Raw genomic sequence first — 19,652 nt, 5'->3', positions numbered from 1 at the left:
GCGTGCCATTAGGGCTGAGCGCAGAGCTCGGCCGCGGTCTTGCTGGTGACGTTGGATTTGTCGAAACCGAACGGCGCGACGGCCTTGAGGTGTTCTTCCGACCCGAGCCATTTTTTCAGCTCGGCGTTGACCGCGTCGCGCAGGTCCTTGTCTTCGGGACGGAAGCCCAGGGCGCCATAGCCGATGTGTGACGGGTCGTCCTTGAATTCAGTCATCGCCTCGACCTTGTCACCGCCCTTGGCGGCCAGGCCTTTCATGGTCAGTTGGGTGCCGACAGCGGCGTCGGCGCGACCGGCGCGTACGGCTTGCAATTGCGCGGTGGTGTCGGGCACCTGGAGAATCTGTTCATCCTTGACCCCGGAATCACGAGCGTACGCCAGGTTCACCGTGCCGGCCATGATTGCCAGCTTCACATCCGGTTGCTTGGCGATGTCTTCATAACTGTGAAGTTTTTTCGGGTTGCCCTTGGCCACCAGCAAGGCATCGGGCAGCTGGTATTGCGGATCGGTGAACAACACTTGCTTGCAGCGTGCCGGGGTGATGTACATGCCGGCGGCAATCACATCGAAGCGACCCGCGCGCAGCCCAGGGATCAGCGAGCCCCATTCGGTGAGCACGCCGTTGACCTGCTTGATGCCCATTTTGGCGAAGATGATCTTGGCAATCTCCGGCGATTCACCCGTGACGGTGCCGTCGGTTTCGGTGAAGGCAAACGGGGTTTCGTTGGCGTAGCCGATGCGGATGCTGCTGTCGCTTTTGATGGTGTCCAGCGTGGCGGCCTGGACGCTGCCGGCCAGGCCCAGTGCGGCACAGGTCAACAACATCCGACGCAAGGGTGCGCAGGTGCCGGGAAGAAAATTGCTCATCGATAAAATCTCCTGTTTCTTGTGGATCCGTCAGCGGACGGTTCTGTGTTAGGAGGCAGTGTGACAAGAGCAAAGCGTACGGCGGCGGATCCGGGCGAGGCCTGGAATCGGTAGCGGCGCCGGTACAGGTCGATCCGGCTTTTTGTCGGGGTAATGAACCCGCCTGGACGATGACCTTGGACCGAGCATACAAAAGCCCCGGCGCGGATTGTATTGCACTAGGACAATTGCTTTGGCGCGATGGCCGCGCAATGCTGTGTGCACCCGTTCTCACGCCGGTCGCAGCCGTTATGGATAAATGGAAGTCAGCCCTGGACCTCGCCCGCAGCGGTGAATCCAAATACAAGATCCTGGTGCAGGCGATCGCCGATGACATCGAACAGGGCGCCTTGGCCAACGACCAGCGCCTGCCGCCGCAACGGCAGGTAGCCGACGCCATGGGCATCAGCGTGCAGACCGTCACCAATGCCTACAAAGAATTGGAGCGCCAAGGGCTGGTACGTTGCGAAGTAGGGCGCGGCAGTTTCGTCTCGCGGCGCATGAGCGACCGGGTCGCCACTTACATACTCGACAGCCCCGAGCGGGCGCTGGTGGATTTTTCCATCACGCGCATTCTCCACACCCGCGAGCACGACCAGTTATGGCGCGACACCTGCGCCGAGCTGAGCACTGAAGAAGACCAGCCCTGGATCCATGCGTTTCGTCCGATAGCCGGTTTTGAATCCCATCGCGAAGCGGCGGTGCAATGGATCGGGCGCCAAGGCCTGAAGGTCGATCGCAACGATGTGCTGATCACCAATGGCGCCGCCCATGGCATTTTTCTCGCCCTGGCATCCCTCGCCGGGCCCGACGATGTGGTGCTCTGCGAAGGGCTGACCGACCACGGCGTGATCGGCAACTCCCAGGTGCTGGGCTTTACCCTCAAGGGTCTGGACACTGACCGCCATGGCATCGATCCCGAACACTTCGAGGACATGTGCAGCAACGAGCGCATCACCGCCCTGGTGTGCACGCCAAACTTGAACAACCCCACCACCAGCCTGATGCCCGACGCCCGCCGCCGGGAAATCGCCGAGATCGCCCGACGGTTTGGCGTGCATATCATCGAAGACGATGTGTACGGTCCGCTGCTGGACGAACGCCGCGCGCCGCCCATCAGCCACTACCTGCCGGAGCTGTCGTTCTATTGCACGAGCATGACCAAGTCCGTGCTCACGGGGTTGCGGATCGGTTATCTGGTGGTGCCCAAGCGCCTGGCGCTGCGCACCGAAAGCATTCTGCGCGTCAACAGTTGGATGGCCACGCCGATGGTCTCGGAAATCGCCGCCCGCTGGATCCGCGACGGCCGCGCCGATTCGCTGCTGCATCTTCAACGGCGCCTGTTGGCCGGACGCCAGGCGATGGTCACCGAATACATGGGTGAGCATGTATTGGCCCAGCATCCTCATGCCTTGAATGCCTGGATCGGCATCCCGCCGCACTGGGAAGTGGACAGCCTGGTGCGGGCGTTGCGCCACAAGCACATCGCCGTCACGTCCCCCGATCCGTTCACCGTACGCGGCACCCCCAGGCCGCGCGCGGTGCGGGTGTGCGTCGGTGCCGAATGCAGCGATGAAGAAATGCGCCATGCGTTGATCGGCATGCGGGAGATCTTCAACCAGTATCCGCAGATTCATGATTTCTGATGGGCAAGCGGTGGGCTTACTCCAAAGTTGCAGGTGCTTTTGTGGCGAGGGAGCTTGCTCCCGCTCGGCTGCGAAGCAGTCGTAAAAACAGTTAAACGTCTGCAGGTGCGTCTGGTTGAAAGGAGTTGGGTCTGCTGCGCAGACCAGCGGGAGCAAGCTCCCTCGCCACAGGGAGCGAGGTGTTCTTTGAGGATTGTGGTCATCTCTTTTGGTCGATAGTGAATGCAAACTAAATTGCCCTAGTACATTCATCACCACAATCCGGCCCTCTTAGACTGCGCCCAACACATCTGCTCGGGACGCGGTCATGACAGGGTTGCAGCTTCAGGACATTTACCTCGCTCGCCAGCGCATCGAGTCGCAGGTCAGGCGCACGCCCATGGAGCATTCCCCTAGCCTGTCGCGACTAATGGGCGTGCCCGTATACCTCAAGCTGGAATCCCTGCAGATCACCGGCAGCTTCAAGCTGCGTGGCGCGAGCAATGCGGTGGCGCAGCTCAGCGTCGAGCAGAAGGCGCGCGGCGTGGTCACGGCGTCGACTGGCAATCACGGCCGGGCGCTGGCGCACGCCGCGTCGCAACAAGGCGTGCGGGCGATTGTCTGCCTGTCTCACCTAGTGCCATCCAACAAGGTGCAGGCGATTCGCGATTTGGGCGCCGAGGTGTGCATCGTCGGCCAGTCCCAGGACGATGCCCAGCGCGAAGCCGAGCGCATCGCGAACGAGCAGGGCGCGACCTTTCTGCCGCCCTTCGATCACCCGGCGATCATCGCCGGCCAGGGCACCCTCGGCCTGGAAATCCTGGAACAGCAACCGGACGTGGCCCAGGTCCTCGTTCCATTGTCCGGCGGCGGTCTGTTCGCCGGCGTTGCCCTGGCCCTCAAAAGCGCCAATCCAGCGACCCAGGTCCACGGCATCAGCATGGCCCGAGGCGCGGCGATGCACGCCAGCCTTGCCGCTGGGCAGCCCGTGGATGTCGAAGAACTGTCGACCCTGGCCGATTCCCTCGGCGGCGGTATCGGGCTGGACAACCGCTACACCTTCGCCATGACCCGGCAGTTGATCGATGACCTGCACCTGCTCTCGGAAGCGTCCATCGCCCATGCCATCCGCCACGCCTATCACCATGAACGCCTGGTGCTCGAAGGCGCCGCGGTGGTGGGCATCGCGGCGCTGCTCGACGGCCTGGTCGAGCCGCGTGGACCCATTGTCCTGGTGGTCAGCGGGCGCAACGTCGACACCGAACAACATGCCCGCGTCATCGCTGGCGCCAACGCCTGATCCCCTTTAACGGAGCCTGCCATGAGTGAAGTCACCCTATTGAGCGAAGCTGACCTGCGCAGCTGCGTGGCCCTCGACCTGGCCAGCGTCGACGCCGTCGAGCAGGCTTTTGTGCTGCTGGCCACCGCCGCCGTGGCGATGCCGCCGATCCTGCGGCTGGACATTCCCGAGCACAACGGCGAGGTGGATGTGAAGACCGCTTACCTGCCAGGCCTTGAACGCTTCGCCATCAAGGTCAGCCCGGGCTTTTTCGACAACCCCAAGCTCGGCCTGCCCAGCCTGAACGGCATGATGATGTTGCTTTCGGCGCGCACCGGCCTGCTGGAAGCGCTGCTGTTGGACAACGGTTACCTCACCGCCGTCCGTACGGCGGCGGCTGGGGCGGTGGCGGCGCGTTGTCTGTCCCGCGAGGACAGCCGCAGCGTGGCGTTGATCGGTGTGGGTGAACAGGCGGCGTTGCAGCTTCAGGCGTTGCGGCTGGTGAGGCCCATCGACGAGGTGCGGATCTGGGCGCGTGATGCACAAAAAGCCCAGGCGTTCGGCCTTGCGCTGGCGCGTGACACCGGGCTTGCCGTCACGCCGTGCGACGCCATTGACGCCGCCCTGGAAGGCGTGGACATCGCCATCACCTGCACCCCCAGTCGCGAGCCGTTGATCGAAGCCCGTCATTTGCATCCCGGCCTGCACATCACAGCGATGGGCTCGGACGCCGAACACAAAAACGAAATCTCCCCGCAAGCCTTGGCGGCCGTCGATTGCTATGTCGCCGATCGCCTGAGCCAGACCCGCGTGCTCGGCGAGCTGCACCACGCCTTGGCCGCCGGCACCGTTCGCGATGAGCTGGCGTTGACGGAGCTGGGACAAGTGCTGGCGGGGCAACGGCTGGGGCGCTCCGATGCCGCGCAAGTGACGCTGTGCGATCTCACCGGCACCGGCGCCCAGGACACCGCCATCGCCAACCTGGCGTTCGAGCGGGCGCGGGTGGCGGGCAAGGGCTTTGCGTTCGGTCGCTAGATCATTTTGTTCATGAGTCATTCAACAGAGGGCAGGTGGATGTCAGAGATAGTCGTCAATCTTCCGTTCCAGCGGGAGGAATACGCCCAGCGCCTGGCAAAGGTTCGCGCGGCCATGCAGGCCCAAGGTCTGGAGCTGTTGCTGGTCACCGATCCGTCGAACATGGCCTGGCTCACCGGCTATGACGGTTGGTCGTTCTATGTGCATCAGTGCGTGCTGCTGGCGCTGGACGGCGAGCCCGTGTGGTTCGGTCGCGGCCAGGATGCCAACGGTGCCAGGCGCACGGTGTTCATGCAGGCCGACAACATCGTCGGCTACCCGGACATCTACGTGCAGTCCCGCGAGCGCCACCCCATGGACTATCTGTCCCGCGAGGTGATCATCGCCCGTGGCTGGGGCGCCCTGAACATCGGCGTGGAGATGGACAACTACTACTTCAGCGCCGCCGCCTACCTGTCCCTGCAAAAACATCTGCCCGACGCGACGCTGGTGGATGCGGCGGGGTTGGTGAACTGGCAGCGCGCCGTCAAGTCGCCTCAGGAAATCGCCTACATGCGCATCGCCGCGCGCATCGTCGAGAACATGCATGGGCGGATCCTGGAACGGATCGAGCCGGGCATGCGCAAGAACGAACTGGTGGCCGAGATCTACAGCAGCGGCATCCTCGGTGCCGACGGCCATGGCGGCGACTACCCGGCCATCGTGCCGCTGCTGCCCACCGGCGCCGACGCCAGCGCGCCGCACCTGACCTGGGACGATTCGCCGTTCGAAAAGGGCGCCGGCACCTTCTTTGAAATCGCCGGTTGCTACAAGCGTTACCACTGCCCGCTGTCGCGCACCATTTACCTGGGCAAGCCGCCGCAACATTTCCTCGACGGTGAAAAAGCCGTGGTCGAGGGCATCGCCGCCGGCCTGGACGCAGCCAAGCCGGGCAATACCACGGGCGACATCGCCGTGGCGTTTTTCAAGGTGCTGGAGAAGTTTGGCATCCACAAGGACAGCCGTTGCGGCTACCCCATCGGCATCAGTTATCCGCCGGATTGGGGCGAGCGCACCATGAGCCTGCGTCCCGGCGACAACAGCGTGTTGCAACCGGGCATGACGTTTCACTTCATGCCCGGGCTGTGGATGGATGATTGGGGCCTGGAGATCACCGAGAGCATCCTGATCACCGAGACTGGCGTCGAGACGCTGTGCAATGTGCCTCGTCAATTGTTCGTGAAGGATTGACCCATGACTGAATTGCCGATCAACCCCATTAGCGCCACGGTGGATTTCACCCGCGAAGGCGTGCAACACGGCTTCCTCAAGCTGCCGTATTCCCGGGACGATTCGGCCTGGGGCACGGTGATGATTCCCATCACCGTGATCCAGCGCGGCAGCGGCCCGACCGCGCTGCTCAGTGGTGGCAACCACGGCGATGAATACGAAGGCCCGGTGGCCCTGAGCAAACTGGCCCAGCAATTGACCGCCGATGAAATCAGCGGACGCGTGATCATCGTGCCGTTCATGAACACCCCGGCGTTCCATGCCGGGCGCCGGACTTCGCCCATCGACAAGGGCAACCTCAACCGCAGCTTTCCCGGTAGGCCAGACGGCACCGTCACGGAAAAAATCGCCGACTACTTCAACCGCACCTTGCTGCCCCTGGCCGACATTGTCCTGGACATTCATTCCGGTGGCCGGACCCTGGATTTCCTGCCATTCGCCGCCTGCCACGTCTTGCCGGACAAACAGCAACAGGCCCGCTGCGAGGCCGGGATGCTGGCCTTCAACGCGCCGTATTGCATGCGCATGCTGGAGCTGGACGCAGGGTCGATGTACGACACCGCCGCCGAGTCTCAGGGCAAGGTGTTCGTCACCACCGAGCTGGGCGGCGGCGGTTCGTCCACCGCCCGCAGCGTGGCGATTGCCGAGCGTGGGGTGCGCAACGTGCTGATCCACGCCGGCATCCTGCGGGGCTCTATCGAGTTACAGCCGTCGTTGGTGCTCGACATGCCGGACGCCAGTTGTTTCATCGCCAGCGAGCACAACGGTTTGCTGGAGATGTGCCGCGACCTCGGTGAAAACGTGAGCAGAGGCGAGGTGGTGGCGCGCATCCATGACACCACCCGCAGCGGCGTCGCCCCGGTCGAGTACCGCGCCGCCCGCAGCGGCCTGCTCGCGGCCCGGCATTTTCCCGGGCTGGTGCAGTGTGGCGATACGTTGGTGGTGATTGCGGATGTATTGGCGTAATGCACCTCAACTGACACACACACTGTGGCGAGGGAGCTTGCTCCCGCTCGGCTGCGAAGCAGTCGTCGCTTTTTGATCTGAGCGATTACGAAGCTGCTATTGGGGCCGCTGCGCGGCCCAGCGGGAGCAAGCTCCCTCGCCACAGGGACGGTGTGAAATTTGAATTGTCTGGAGAGCCCTGCCCCATGCACAAGCTCGATCGCTACGACTTGAAGATCCTGCAAATCCTCGCCGACGACGGACGGATCACCAAGTCGAGCCTGGCCGAAGCCATCAACCTGTCGGTGACGCCGGCCTGGGAGCGGGTGCGCAAGTTGGAAGCGGCGGGCCTGATCGTTGGCTATCGGGCGCAGATCGATTGGGGCGCGGTGTTCAAGCGTCAACAAGTGTTGGTGGAAATTTCCCTGGCCCGGCACACCGCTCAGGACATGCGTCGTTTCGAACAGCGCATGGTCGCCGCGCCCGAAGTTGCGTTCTGTTATGCCACCGGCGGCGGGGTGGATTACCTGGCAATGATCCAGGCGCGCGACGTCGATGCCTATCAACGTTTCGTCGACCAATTGCTGCTCGAAGACCTTGGCATCGAACGCTACTTCACCTACATCGTCACCAAGACCATCAAGACCGCCGGTGCGTTGCCGGCGGAGCTGGCATCGTCCTCCTGAGCACCGCAGAAACTACTTTACGCCCTGTTCTTTCCAGAAAAAAACCAAGGTCTGACGCTGCTCAAACACCCGAAAACCCAAGCGTCGCTGCCCTAGCATGGGTTCACGCACACGCTCTGGAGTGAACGCCATGCCTTACCAACATCCGCTGTTGTTCAAAGCGCTTTGCTACGTCGACGGCCATTGGGTCCACAGCGACAGCGGCCACAGCGTCGCCGTCCACAACCCGGCCAACCGCACGGTCGTCGGCCATGTGCCGATGCTCGACCCGCCGCAGATCGTCGCGGCGGTGGACGCGGCGCATCGCGCATTCCCAGCGTGGCGCGAACAGGGCCTGGATAGCCGTGGCGCGTTGCTGCGGCGCTGGGCGCAGTTGATCACCGAGCACCGCGAGGATCTGGCGCGCATCCTGAGTCTGGAGCAGGGCAAGCCGTTGGCCGAGTCCCGTGGCGAAATCGCCTATGCCGCCAGCTTTATCCCTTGGTTCGCCGAAGAAGCCCGACGCCTCTACGGCCAGAACATCCCCAGCCATATCCACAACGCGCACCTGGGCACGATCAAGGAACCGGTGGGCGTCTGCGCGCTGCTCACGCCGTGGAACTTCCCCTCGGCAATGATCACCCGCAAGGCCGCCGCCGCGCTGGCTGCCGGTTGCACCGTGGTGATCAAACCGGCCCACGAAACCCCGTATTCAGCCCTGGCCCTGGCCCAACTGGCCGAAGAGGCCGGCTTTCCCGCCGGAGTTTTCAACGTGGTGTTGGGCGAGCCGCAAATGGTCATGGAGACCTTGGTCAAGGACCGCCGCGTACGCTCGGTGAGTTTTACCGGCTCGACCCGGGTCGGCAAACTGGTGCTGCAAGCGGCGGCCCATGATGTGAAGAAAGTCGCGTTGGAGCTGGGCGGCAACGCGCCGTTCATTGTCTGCGCCGATGCCGACCTGACGCTGGCGGTGAAAGTTGCCGTCGAGGCGAAATTCCAGACGTCGGGCCAGGATTGTTGCGCGGCCAACCGGATCATGGTGCAGCGCCCGGTCTACCAGGCATTTCTCACTCGCTTCGCCGCAGCGGTGCGCGCCTTGCGGGTCGGGCCGGCCATGGTCGATCAGCAGGAACAGGAAGTGGACGTCGGTCCGCTGATGCATCAGGCCGCGTTCGATGCGACCTCCGATCGTGTGGCCGACGCCCTGGCGTTGGGCGCTCAACGCCTGGTGGGTGGCGAGGCCCATGCCTTGGGCGGGTTGTTCTACCAACCCACCGTGCTGGCCGATGTCACGCCGCAGATGCGCATCTACCGTGAAGAAAACTTCGCGCCGATCGCCGGGGTGCTGCCGTTCGACACCTTGGACGAAGCCATCGAAATGGCCAACGACACCGAGTACGGACTGGCCGCCTATATTTGCTCCAACCGCCTGGATGTCATTTACCCACTGATCCGCCGTCTCGACCACGCCATGGTTGCGGTCAACGGCGTCAAGTTCACCGGCCACCCGATCCCCTTCGGTGGCATGAAAGCCTCGGGCCTCGGTCGCGAGGGTGGCAGCGAGGGCTTCGAGCCCTTTGTCGAAACCAAATACTTTTGCCTGCACCATCAAGGCCAGTTCCCAGGAGAGTCCGCATGAGCCAAGAACTCAACACGCTGTTCGAACAAGACCGTGCGCATTTCATGCACCCGTCAACCCACGCCCATGACCATGCCAGCGGCGCGCTCAAGGGGCGGATCATCAAGAGCGCGTCGGGCATCCGCATTCGCGATCATGAAGGCCGCGAGTTCATCGATGCCTTTGCCGGCCTCTACTGCGTGAATATCGGCTACGGGCGTACCGAAGTGGCCGATGCCATCTACAAGCAGGCCAAGGAACTGGCCTATTACCACACCTATGTCGGCCATTCGAGCGAGGCGATCATCGAGCTGTCCAGCCGCATCATGGACTGGGCGCCGGAGGGGATGAAGAAGGTTTATTACGGCTTGTCCGGCTCCGATGCCAATGAAACCCAGATCAAACTGGTGCGTTACTACAACAACGTGCTGGGCCGGCCCCAAAAGAAGAAAATCATTTCCCGCGACCGTGGCTACCATGGCTCGGGCATCATGACCGGCAGCCTGACCGGGTTGCCCGCCTTTCACCAACATTTCGACCTGCCGGCGGAGGGGATCAAGCACACAGTTTGCCCGCATTGGTATCGCAAGGCACCGGCGGGGATGGACGAAGCGACGTTCGTGCGTTATTGCGCCGATGAACTGGAAAAAATGATCCTCGCCGAAGGCCCGGACACCGTGGCGGCACTCATCGGCGAACCGCTGATGGGCACTGGCGGCATCATTGTCCCGCCCGCCGGTTACTGGGAGGCGATCCAGGCCGTACTGAAAAAATACGACGTGCTGTTGATTGCCGACGAGGTGGTTTGCGCGTTCGGTCGCCTGGGTTCGAAGATGGGCAGCCAGCGCTACGGCATGAAGCCGGACCTGATCACCACCGCCAAAGGGCTGACCAGTGCTTATGCACCGTTGTCGGCGGTGATCATCGGCGATAAGGTCTGGAGCGTGATTGAAAAAGCCTCCCAGGCCGAAGGCGCCATGGGCCATGGCTGGACGTACTCCGGGCATCCGATCTGCGCGGCGGCGGCGTTGGCCAACCTCGACATCCTCGAGCGGGAAAACCTCACGGCCAACGCCGAGAATGTTGGCGGCTACTTGAACCGTCGGTTGCGTGAAACGCTGGAAGGTCATCCGCTGGTGGGGGAGGTTCGCGGCGACGGCATGCTGGCCGCAGTGGAGTTCATGGCCGACCGCGAACAGCGCACGGCGTTCGACCCGGCCCTCAAGGTTGGCCCGAAGGTCTCGGCGGCCTGCCTGGAGCGCGGCATGATCGCCCGCGCCATGCCCCACGGCGACATCCTGGGTTTCGCCCCGCCATTGATCCTGACTCGCGAGGATGCGGACCTGATCGTCGACATCACCAAAGCGGCTATCGACCAGGTGGCGGAAGAAGTGTTGCCTTAACTGAGATGCCTCAGGGCACCAATCCCCGTGGCGAGGGAGCTTGCTCCCGCTGGGCTGCGAAGCGGCCCTATAGCAGCGAACTCGATTTTCCTGGCACACCGAGTTGCCTGGTTTGGGGCCGCTTCGCGACCCAGCGGGAGCAAGCTCCCTCGCCACAGGGGAATCAAATGGCAGTGAGGAGATAGAACCCAAAAAAAGCCCGCCCGATCTGGGATCGGGCGGGCTTTTTGGTGTCGCTTGGGCTTACTTCTTCAAACCGTAATGCTCATCGAGCATCCCGGGCGAATTCGGGGCCTTTGGGGCGTAGTCCCGTGGCGGTTCCTGGATCCCTTTCGGTGGGGTCAGGCGTTCCCGTGGGCTCTGCGTCGCATCGGCTTGCAGGGCGGCGAGCAGGCGCTGGCGGGTCTGTTCGTCAAGGGCCAGGCGGTTGGCGCCCTCGGACAGATGATCCTGGACTTCCTGGTAGCTCTGGGTGAGTTTTTTCACCAGGGAGGCGGTGCTGTTGAAGTGAGTGACCACTTCATTCTGATAACTGTCGAAACGTTCCTGGATGTCGTCCAGCTGACGTTGGGTGCTGTTGGGCACCGCGTTGGGCAGCAGGCGGGCAATCAGGAAACCAATGGCGACACCGGCAACCAGGGCAAGAGTCGGCAACAGCCAAACTAAGAGCGAGTGTTCCACGAGTCCTTCCTCTATAAACGGCTTTGCTTTACGTTAACGGCTCGGACCTGCGCTGTATACCGCGAAGAACATCGCAATCATGCCAGGCACAGACTTTTAGCTAGACGAGTCGACCCTATTCGGGGTCACGGAGTTCTTTCCTTGCTTATGCGCGAAACCCCTGTAGTCATCGATGGCCCGGTGGGCCAACTGGAAGCCTTGTACCTGGACAGCGAGGCTCCCCGCGGCCTGGCGCTGATCTGCCACCCGAACCCGGTACAGGGTGGGACCATGCTCAACAAAGTGGTGTCGACCCTGCAACGCACCGCTCGGGATGCCGGCCTGGTTACGTTGCGTTTCAATTATCGTGGCGTCGGCGCCAGTGCCGGCAGTCATGACATGGGTACCGGCGAAGTGGATGACGCCCAGGCCGCAGCCGCCTGGCTGCTGGAAAAACACCCCGGCCTGCCGCTGACCCTGTTCGGTTTCTCTTTCGGCGGCTTCGTTGCCGCGACCCTCGGCGGGCGCCTGGAAGCCCAGGGTCAACCCCTCAAGCACCTGTTCATGGTTGCCCCGGCGGTGATGCGCCTGGACGAGCAATCGCCTTTGCCGAAGGGGGGAGAGTTGACCGTGATCCAGCCGGAAACCGACGAAGTGGTGGATCCGCAACTGGTTTACACCTGGTCCGAGGCGCTCGAACGCCCCCATGAGCTGCTGAAAGTGGCAGAATGCGGACACTTTTTCCATGGCAAGCTGACCGATCTCAAGGATCTGCTCTTGCCGCGCCTCTCGAATTGACAGCAGTCTGACAAGCGATAATCCATGACGACGCGTACCCGTATCCTGACTGGCATCACCACTACTGGCACCCCGCACCTGGGCAACTATGCCGGCGCCATCCGTCCGGCGATCCTCGCCAGCCGCGACAGCAATGCCGATTCGTTCTATTTCCTGGCTGACTATCACGCCCTGATCAAGTGCGATGACCCGATGCGCATCCAGCGCTCGCGCCTGGAAATCGCCGCCACCTGGCTGGCCGGTGGCCTGGATGTGGACCGCGTGACGTTTTATCGCCAGTCTGACATTCCCGAAATTCCGGAGCTGACCTGGCTGCTGACCTGCGTCGCCGCCAAGGGCCTGCTTAACCGTGCCCACGCCTATAAGGCGTCGGTGGACAAGAACGTCGAGGCCGGCGAAGACCCGGACGCCGGCATCACCATGGGGCTGTACAGCTACCCGGTGTTGATGGCGGCTGACATCCTGATGTTCAACGCTCACAAGGTGCCGGTCGGTCGCGACCAGATCCAGCACGTGGAAATGGCCCGCGACATCGGCCAGCGCTTCAACCACCTGTTCGGCAAGGGCAGGGAGTTCTTCACCATGCCCGAGGCACTGATCGAGGAAAGCGTCGCCACGTTGCCGGGGCTCGATGGCCGCAAGATGTCCAAGAGCTATGACAACACCATCCCGTTGTTCAGCAGCGCCAAGGACATGAAGGATGCGATCTCGCGGATCGTCACTGACTCCCGCGCGCCAGGCGAAGCCAAGGATCCGGACAACTCGCATTTGTTCACCTTGTTCCAAGCGTTCGCCACTGCCGAACAGTCCGCCGAGTTTCGTAGCGAACTGCTGCAGGGCCTGGGTTGGGGCGAAGCCAAGAATCGTCTGTTCCAGTTGCTCGACAGCGAGCTGGGCGAAGCGCGCGAGCGTTATCACCAGTTCATCGAGCGCCCATCGGACCTCGAAGACATCCTGCAACTGGGCGCGAGCAAGGCCCGGGCCGTGGCGACACCGTTCCTCAACGAGCTGCGGGAGGCCGTCGGCCTGCGTTCCTTCGTCAGCCAGGTCCAAGTGGCGACCCAGACCAAAAAGAAAGCAGCCAAGGCAGCGCGCTTCGTCAGCTTCCGCGACGAGGACGGGAGTTTCCGCTTCCGCCTGCTTTCCGCCGATGGCGAGCAACTCTTGCTCTCCAACAACTTTGCCGACGGCAAGACAGCGGGGCAGGTGACCAAGCAGTTGCAGTCCGGCCAACCCTTGGACGTACGCAGTGACGACTTGGGTTTCGGTGTCTGGCTCGACGGTGCATGCGTGGCCCAGAGCCCGGCGTTCGCCGACAGCGCCGCTCGGGATGCGGCCATCGACGCGTTGCGCGTGGCACTGACGCCTGCCCAGGACTAAGCGAAGACGTCACCCGACCATCGGCCCGAATAAGGGCCGATTGCCATTCTTCTGGGCCATCGCTACAGTGACGGCCCGTTTTTGTTGCCTTGCTAACGAATATGACGCCCCTAGAACGATATCAAGCTGATCTGAAACGCCCGGAATTCTTTCACGACGCAGCCCAGGAAACGGCCGTGCGGCACTTGCAGCGCCTGTACGACGATCTGGTCGCCGCGTCGAACAACAAGCCGGGCTTGTTGGGCAAACTGTTCGGCAAGAAAGACCAGGCGCCGGTCAAGGGCCTGTATTTCTGGGGCGGCGTCGGCCGTGGCAAGACTTACCTGGTGGACACCTTCTTCGAAGCGCTGCCATTCAAGGAAAAGACGCGGACGCACTTCCACCGCTTCATGAAGCGCGTGCACGAAGAAATGAAAACCCTGGGCGGCGAAAAGAACCCGCTGACCATCATCGCCAAGCGCTTCGCCGCCGAAACCCGGGTGATCTGCTTCGATGAATTCTTCGTCTCCGACATCACCGATGCCATGATCCTGGGCACGCTGATGGAAGAGCTGTTCAAGAACGGCGTGACCCTGGTCGCCACCTCGAACATCGTGCCCGATGGCCTCTACAAGGACGGCCTGCAACGGGCGCGTTTCCTGCCGGCCATCAAGCTGATCAAAGAACACACCGAAGTCGTCAACGTCGACAGCGGCGTGGACTATCGCCTGCGTCACCTCGAGCAAGCGGAGCTGTTCCATTTCCCGCTGGATGCCGCCGCCGAAGAGAGCCTGCGCAAGAGCTTCCGCGCCCTCACGCCGGAATGCACCCAGGCGGTCGAGAACGATGTGCTGATCATCGAGAATCGCGAAATCCGCGCCATCCGCACCTGTGACGACGTGGCCTGGTTCGACTTCCGCGAATTGTGCGACGGCCCTCGCAGCCAGAACGATTACATCGAGCTGGGCAAGATCTTCCACGCTGTGTTGCTCAGCGGCGTCGAGCAGATGAGCGTCACCACTGATGACATCGCTCGGCGTTTCATCAACATGGTTGACGAGTTCTACGACCGCAACGTGAAGCTGATCATCTCGGCCGAAGTCGAACTCAAGGACCTGTACACGGGCGGGCGCCTGACGTTCGAGTTCCAGCGGACCCTGAGTCGCTTGCTGGAGATGCAGTCCCACGAATTCCTGTCGCGGGCGCATAAGCCTTAAGAGATCGGAAAATCAAAAAAGGCCTGCGATTGCAGGCCTTTTTATTTGCTGATTCCCCACTTAACCCCTGTGGGAGCGAGCTTGCTCGCGATGGCGATGTGTGAGTCAACATCCATGCTGCTGATCCACCGCCATCGCGAGCAAGCTCGCTCCCACAATGGATTTTTGCCCGGTACTTGGGCTACGCCGCCTGCTGGAACTGTTGCCGATACTGGTTCGGCGACAGGTCGGTGTGTTGCCGGAACAGTCGCGCAAAAAAGCTCGCGTCGTCGTAACCCACTTCATAACTGATGGTCTTGATGCTCTTTCGACTGCCGGACAGCAGGCCCTTGGCGGTTTCGATCCGCAACCGTTGCAGGTAATGCAGGGGCTTGTCGCCCGTGGCGGTCTGGAAGCGACGCATGAAATTGCGGATGCTCATGCCGTGCTCGCGGGCGACGTCCTCGAAGCGGAACTTGTCGGCGAAGTGCTCTTCGAGCCACTGCTGGATCTGCAGGATGATCACATCCTGATGCAGCTTCTGCCCGCCGAAGCCGATCCGTCCTGGTGAATAGCTTCGTTGCACTTCATAGAGAATGTCCCGCGCCACGGCTTGGGCGACGTTGGCGCCGCAGAAGCGCTCAATCAAATAGATATACAGATCACATGCCGACGTGGTGCCACCTGCGCAGAACAAGTTGTCCGCGTCGGTCAAATGCTTGTCCTGGTTCAAGTGGACCTGGGGGAAACGTTCCTTGAAGGCATTGAAAAAGCGCCAATAAGTGGTGGCCTCCTTACCGTCGAGAAGCCCAGCCTCGGCCAGCCAGAAGACCCCGGTGGCTTCGCCGCAGAGCACCGCGCCGCGCGCGTGTTGTTCGCGCAGCCACGGCAGGACTTGTGGGTAACGTTGGCTGAGGGTTGCGAAATCATCCCAGAAGGCCGGCAGGATGATGACGTCGGTGTTTTCCAGGCCGCCGTCCACCGGCATGATCACATCGCTGAAGCTGTTCACCGGTTGGCCATCGGGGCTGACCAGGCGGGTTTCAAACGCCGGCGTCAGGCCGTGGCCCAATTGTTTGCCATAGCGCAGGCTGGCCAGGTGGAAAAAATCCTTGGCTTGCATGAGGGTGGAAGCGAAAACCCGGTCGATGGCCAGGATGCTGACGCGCCGCAAGGGCGTGGAGACGTGCATGGACATAATTCATCTTTATTTTTATAGGGGATAGTGGTCATCAAACGGCTGGATCGTCTTATTTTTTGGCGCAAGTGTCCAGTGTCCCGTTGTGCACCGCAGGCTTAGGCTCTGTCGGATAAGCCATCCAACAATAACCAAAGGTGCGCCATGATCCCCAGAACCCTGTTCAGTCCCGAGCACGAATTGTTTCGCGACAGCGTACGAACTTTCCTAGAAAAAGAAGCCGTGCCGTACCACAGCCAGTGGGAAAAACAGGGGCATATCGATCGTGAACTCTGGAACAAGGCAGGGGAGGCGGGGATGTTGTGCTCGCACCTTCCGGAGGCCTACGGTGGGCTGGAAGCGGATTTTCTCTACAGCGCGGTGGTGATCGAGGAAATCGGTCGCCTGGGGCTGACCGGGATCGGTTTCTCGTTGCACTCCGATATCGTTGCGCCGTACATCCTTCATTACGGCAGCGAGGCGTTGAAGCATAAATATCTGCCGAAACTGGTATCCGGCGAAATGGTGACCGCCATTGCCATGACCGAGCCGGGCGCGGGCTCCGACTTGCAAGGGGTGAAGACCACCGCGGTGTTGGACGGCGATGAATACGTCATCAACGGCTCCAAGACATTCATCACCAACGGCTTCCTTGCGGACCTGGTCATCGTTGTCGCCAAGACCGACCCGAAGGCTGGCGCCAAGGGCACCAGCCTGTTCCTGGTGGAAGCGGGGACGCCCGGCTTCGAGAAAGGCAAGCGCCTGGAAAAAGTCGGAATGAAAGCCCAGGACACGTCCGAATTATTCTTCCAGGACGTGCGGGTGCCGAAGGAGAACCTGTTGGGGCAGGCGGGTATGGGGTTCGCCTACCTGATGCAGGAACTGCCGCAGGAGCGCCTGACCGTCGCCATTGGTGGCCTCGCCTCGGCCGAAGCGGCGCTGCAATGGACACTGGACTACACCCGCGACCGCAAGGCATTCGGCAAGTCCATTGCCGAGTTTCAGAACACCCGCTTCAAACTCGCCGAAATGGCCACCGAAATCCAGATTGGCCGGGTCTTTGTCGACCGTTGCCTGGAGCTTCACCTGCAAGGCAAGCTCGACGTGCCGACGGCGGCGATGGCCAAGTACTGGGGCACCGATCTGCAATGCAAAGTGCTGGACGAATGCGTACAGCTGCATGGCGGTTACGGTTTCATGTGGGAATACCCGGTTGCCCGGGCATGGGCGGATGCGCGAGTGCAGCGGATCTATGCCGGGACCAATGAAATCATGAAGGAGATCATTGCGCGGTCGCTTTGATAAGAGGGTGGCTTTAAGTCCGCTATCGCGAGCAGGCTCGCTCCCACAGGTGTTTGTGTCGCTCGCGATCTAGCGGTCGAACATAAAGCCAGTGTGGGAGCGAGCCTGCTCGCGATTGGGCCTATGAGTCAATCAAGGCGCCGGGTTCGGCTGATCCTTGTGAATCGCCTCGATCCCCGCCAGCACTTCATCCGACAGCTTCAAGTCGAAGCTGGCGATGTTGCTGTCCAGTTGCTCCAGCGTGGTGGCGCCGATGATGTTGCTGGTGACGAATGGCTGTTGGGTGACGAACGCCAGCGCCATCTGCGCTGGGTCCAGGCCGTGCTCACGGGCCAGGGCCACATAGCGGCTGCACGCGGCTTCCGACTGCGGATTGAAGTAGCGCATGAAGCGGCTGTACAGCGTCAGGCGGCCTTTGGCGGGGCGCGCGCCGTTTTCATATTTCCCCGACAGGAAGCCGAACGCCAGCGGTGAATAAGCAAGCAAGCCGCACTGTTCGCGGATGGCAACCTCGGCCAGGCCGATTTCAAAGCTGCGGTTGAGCAGGTTGTACGGGTTCTGGATCGACACGGCGCGCGGCCAGCCACGGGCCTCGGCCAAAGCGAGGAATTTCATGGTGCCCCACGGCGTCTCGTTGGACAGGCCGATGTGGCGGATCTTGCCGGCCCGGACCTGCTCGTCGAGGGCTTCGAGGGTTTCCTCCAGGGGCGTGAAGTCTTCGTCGGCCTTGTGGGTGTAGCCCAGTTGGCCAAAGAAATTGGTGCTGCGTTCCGGCCAGTGGAGTTGGTAAAGGTCGATCCAGTCGGTCTGCAGGCGCTTGAGGCTGGCGTCCAGTGCTTCGACGATGTGGCGGCGGTTGTGCTTGAGGTTCTTGTCGCGAATGTAGTCGATGGTGTTGCCTGGGCCGGCGATCTTGCTCGCCAGGATCCAGTCGGCGCGGTCGCCACGGCTCTTGAAGTAGTTGCCGATGTAGCGCTCGGTAGTCGCGTAGGTGTCGGCCTTGGGCGGCACGGGGTACATTTCGGCAGTGTCGATGAAATTGATGCCGGCACCCTTGGCGCGTTCAATTTGGGCGAATGCCTCGGCCTCGCTGTTCTGCTCACCCCAGGTCATGGTGCCGAGGCACAGGGCGCTGACATTCAGATCGGTACGGCCTAGCTTGCGATAGTCCATCGGGGACTCCTTGGGCAAAACAATCATAAAAGCAGGTTGAAATATTTTTCGCAATCTGCATAATTGCGCACCTCTTTCTGCAGTGGAAGTGATGCGCCGCCGCCGAAGAATCTTGCCGTTGAACGGACGCGCCGACCCGAGCCCCCGAAAGCGTCTGTATCCGGCTGCCTTTGACTTGTCAAAGTACGCACTATTCAGTAAGATCCGCCGTCTAATTTACAGGGCGGCCCCTGAGGCTATAAAGAATGAAAACTTTTACTGCTAAACCGGAAACAGTAAAGCGCGACTGGTTTGTCGTCGACGCTGCTGGTCAGACCCTGGGTCGTCTGGCCACCGAAATCGCGAGCCGTCTGCGTGGCAAGCACAAGCCTGAGTACACCCCTCACGTTGACACCGGCGACTACATCGTCGTAATCAACGCCGAGCAAGTACGTGTTACTGGCGCTAAAACCACTGACAAAATGTACTACTCCCACTCCGGTTTTCCTGGCGGCATCAAGTCGATCAACTTTGAAAAGCTGATCGCCAAAGCCCCTGAGCGCGTGATCGAGACCGCGGTTAAAGGCATGCTGCCTAAGAACCCGCTGGGTCGCGACATGTATCGTAAGCTGAAGGTTTATGCGGGCGCTGCTCACCCTCATACTGCTCAGCAGCCCCAAGAACTGAAGTTTTAACGGAATAGTTCATTATGTCGGCGACTCAAAATTACGGCACTGGCCGTCGCAAGACTGCAACCGCACGCGTTTTCCTGCGTCCGGGCACTGGTAACATCTCCATCAACAACCGCTCCCTGGATAACTTCTTCGGCCGCGAAACTGCCCGCATGGTAGTTCGTCAGCCGCTGGAACTGACCGAGACCGTCGAAAAATTCGACATCTACGTCACCGTTATCGGTGGTGGTGTAAGTGGCCAGGCTGGCGCAATCCGCCACGGCATCACTCGCGCCCTGATGGATTACGACGAAACTCTGCGCAGCGCCCTGCGTAAAGCTGGCTTCGTAACTCGCGATGCTCGCGAAGTTGAACGTAAGAAAGTCGGTCTGCGTAAAGCGCGTAAGCGTCCGCAGTACTCGAAGCGTTAATTTCGCTTCCGCGTTCAAAAGGCGCCCAGTTCCTCACGGAGCTGGGCGTTTTTTTATGTGCGAAATAAATGCTCTGTGACAACTTGCCACATTCGTAGAGCCCCTATACTACAAGGCTTGGCGGTTTAGCCGCTTGGTAATTACCTTGTCAGAATTGGGGGT

General features: G+C 61.5%; 18 protein-coding genes. 14 read left to right on the top strand and 4 right to left on the bottom strand.

All coding sequences use genetic code 11. The features are described 5' to 3' along the window. Positions 1-8: 8 nt before the first annotated feature. Complete coding sequence (gene ehuB, locus DOCECA_RS17685) at positions 9-866, bottom strand: ectoine/hydroxyectoine ABC transporter substrate-binding protein EhuB (RefSeq protein ID WP_445570866.1); 858 nt, start codon at positions 864-866, stop codon at positions 9-11. Between the two features lie 290 nt (positions 867-1,156). Between ehuB and ehuR the strand changes: the two genes are divergently transcribed. The 8 genes from ehuR (at position 1,157) to DOCECA_RS17645 (ending at position 10,744) form a co-directional block, all read left to right on the top strand. Continuing rightward, a complete protein-coding gene (gene ehuR / locus DOCECA_RS17680; RefSeq protein ID WP_434607672.1) occupies positions 1,157-2,551 on the top strand; it encodes a MocR-like ectoine utilization transcription factor EhuR in 1,395 nt (464 codons plus the stop codon). A 307-nt stretch (positions 2,552-2,858) separates the two neighbouring features. After that, positions 2,859-3,830 (top strand): hydroxyectoine utilization dehydratase EutB, encoded by a 972-nt coding sequence (gene eutB / locus DOCECA_RS17675; protein ID WP_434648894.1) that lies wholly within the window; start codon positions 2,859-2,861, stop codon positions 3,828-3,830. 21 nt (positions 3,831-3,851) lie between these two features. After that, positions 3,852-4,844, top strand: a complete 993-nt coding sequence (gene eutC, locus DOCECA_RS17670) for an ectoine utilization protein EutC (protein ID WP_445570865.1) — start codon at positions 3,852-3,854, stop codon at positions 4,842-4,844. A 39-nt stretch (positions 4,845-4,883) separates the two neighbouring features. Beyond that, positions 4,884-6,074, top strand: coding sequence for an ectoine hydrolase DoeA (doeA, locus tag DOCECA_RS17665; protein ID WP_434560543.1), 1,191 nt, complete (start codon positions 4,884-4,886; stop codon positions 6,072-6,074). Positions 6,075-6,077: 3 nt separating this feature from the next. Continuing rightward, complete coding sequence (gene doeB / locus DOCECA_RS17660) at positions 6,078-7,079, top strand: N(2)-acetyl-L-2,4-diaminobutanoate deacetylase DoeB (RefSeq protein WP_445570864.1); 1,002 nt, start codon at positions 6,078-6,080, stop codon at positions 7,077-7,079. Positions 7,080-7,264: 185 nt separating this feature from the next. Further along, complete coding sequence (locus DOCECA_RS17655; RefSeq protein ID WP_445570863.1) at positions 7,265-7,744, top strand: Lrp/AsnC family transcriptional regulator; 480 nt, start codon at positions 7,265-7,267, stop codon at positions 7,742-7,744. Between the two features lie 130 nt (positions 7,745-7,874). Continuing rightward, positions 7,875-9,362, top strand: coding sequence for an NAD-dependent succinate-semialdehyde dehydrogenase (locus tag DOCECA_RS17650; RefSeq protein ID WP_445570862.1), 1,488 nt, complete (start codon positions 7,875-7,877; stop codon positions 9,360-9,362). After that, positions 9,359-10,744 (top strand): aspartate aminotransferase family protein, encoded by a 1,386-nt coding sequence (locus tag DOCECA_RS17645; protein ID WP_434560537.1) that lies wholly within the window; start codon positions 9,359-9,361, stop codon positions 10,742-10,744. The genes DOCECA_RS17650 and DOCECA_RS17645 overlap by 4 nt, the downstream gene beginning before the upstream one ends. Before the next feature lie 243 nt (positions 10,745-10,987). On the opposite strand, the gene DOCECA_RS17640 is transcribed toward DOCECA_RS17645, so the two are convergent. After that, positions 10,988-11,425 carry a YhcB family protein gene (locus DOCECA_RS17640; RefSeq protein WP_420765439.1) on the bottom strand — a complete coding sequence of 146 codons (438 nt, stop codon included), beginning with the start codon at positions 11,423-11,425 and terminating at the stop codon, positions 10,988-10,990. Between the two features lie 147 nt (positions 11,426-11,572). On the opposite strand from DOCECA_RS17640, the gene DOCECA_RS17635 reads away from it, so the two are divergent. The 3 genes from DOCECA_RS17635 (at position 11,573) to zapE (ending at position 14,778) form a co-directional block, all read left to right on the top strand. Beyond that, entirely contained in the window at positions 11,573-12,202 is a 630-nt protein-coding gene (locus tag DOCECA_RS17635; RefSeq protein WP_445570861.1) for an alpha/beta hydrolase, read from the top strand. Between the two features lie 24 nt (positions 12,203-12,226). Then, a complete protein-coding gene (locus DOCECA_RS17630; protein ID WP_434607659.1) occupies positions 12,227-13,582 on the top strand; it encodes a tryptophan--tRNA ligase in 1,356 nt (451 codons plus the stop codon). A 101-nt stretch (positions 13,583-13,683) separates the two neighbouring features. After that, positions 13,684-14,778, top strand: coding sequence for a cell division protein ZapE (gene zapE / locus DOCECA_RS17625; RefSeq protein ID WP_445570860.1), 1,095 nt, complete (start codon positions 13,684-13,686; stop codon positions 14,776-14,778). 181 nt (positions 14,779-14,959) lie between these two features. Here zapE and DOCECA_RS17620 read toward each other — a convergent pair whose 3' ends face one another. Further along, positions 14,960-15,856, bottom strand: coding sequence for a GlxA family transcriptional regulator (locus tag DOCECA_RS17620; RefSeq protein ID WP_420765651.1), 897 nt, complete (start codon positions 15,854-15,856; stop codon positions 14,960-14,962). 243 nt (positions 15,857-16,099) lie between these two features. Here DOCECA_RS17620 and DOCECA_RS17615 point away from each other — a divergent pair, with 243 nt between their 5' ends. Continuing rightward, on the top strand, positions 16,100-17,236 hold the full coding sequence (locus tag DOCECA_RS17615; RefSeq protein WP_434648883.1) for an acyl-CoA dehydrogenase family protein: 1,137 nt from the start codon (positions 16,100-16,102) through the stop codon (positions 17,234-17,236). Between the two features lie 132 nt (positions 17,237-17,368). Here the strand turns inward: DOCECA_RS17615 and DOCECA_RS17610 are convergent, their stop codons facing one another. Further along, positions 17,369-18,409: an NADP(H)-dependent aldo-keto reductase gene (locus DOCECA_RS17610; protein WP_420765434.1), complete on the bottom strand. Its 1,041-nt coding sequence runs from the start codon at positions 18,407-18,409 to the stop codon at positions 17,369-17,371. A 245-nt stretch (positions 18,410-18,654) separates the two neighbouring features. Here DOCECA_RS17610 and rplM point away from each other — a divergent pair, with 245 nt between their 5' ends. Then, positions 18,655-19,083, top strand: coding sequence for a 50S ribosomal protein L13 (gene rplM / locus DOCECA_RS17605; protein ID WP_003205365.1), 429 nt, complete (start codon positions 18,655-18,657; stop codon positions 19,081-19,083). Between the two features lie 14 nt (positions 19,084-19,097). Next, positions 19,098-19,490, top strand: a complete 393-nt coding sequence (gene rpsI / locus DOCECA_RS17600) for a 30S ribosomal protein S9 (RefSeq protein ID WP_003228056.1) — start codon at positions 19,098-19,100, stop codon at positions 19,488-19,490. Positions 19,491-19,652 lie beyond the last annotated feature (162 nt).

This window comes from Pseudomonas sp. E102, assembly GCF_052660185.1.
The sequence above is the reverse complement of the archived record's forward strand: the minus strand, read 5'-3'. Positions and strand labels throughout refer to the sequence as shown.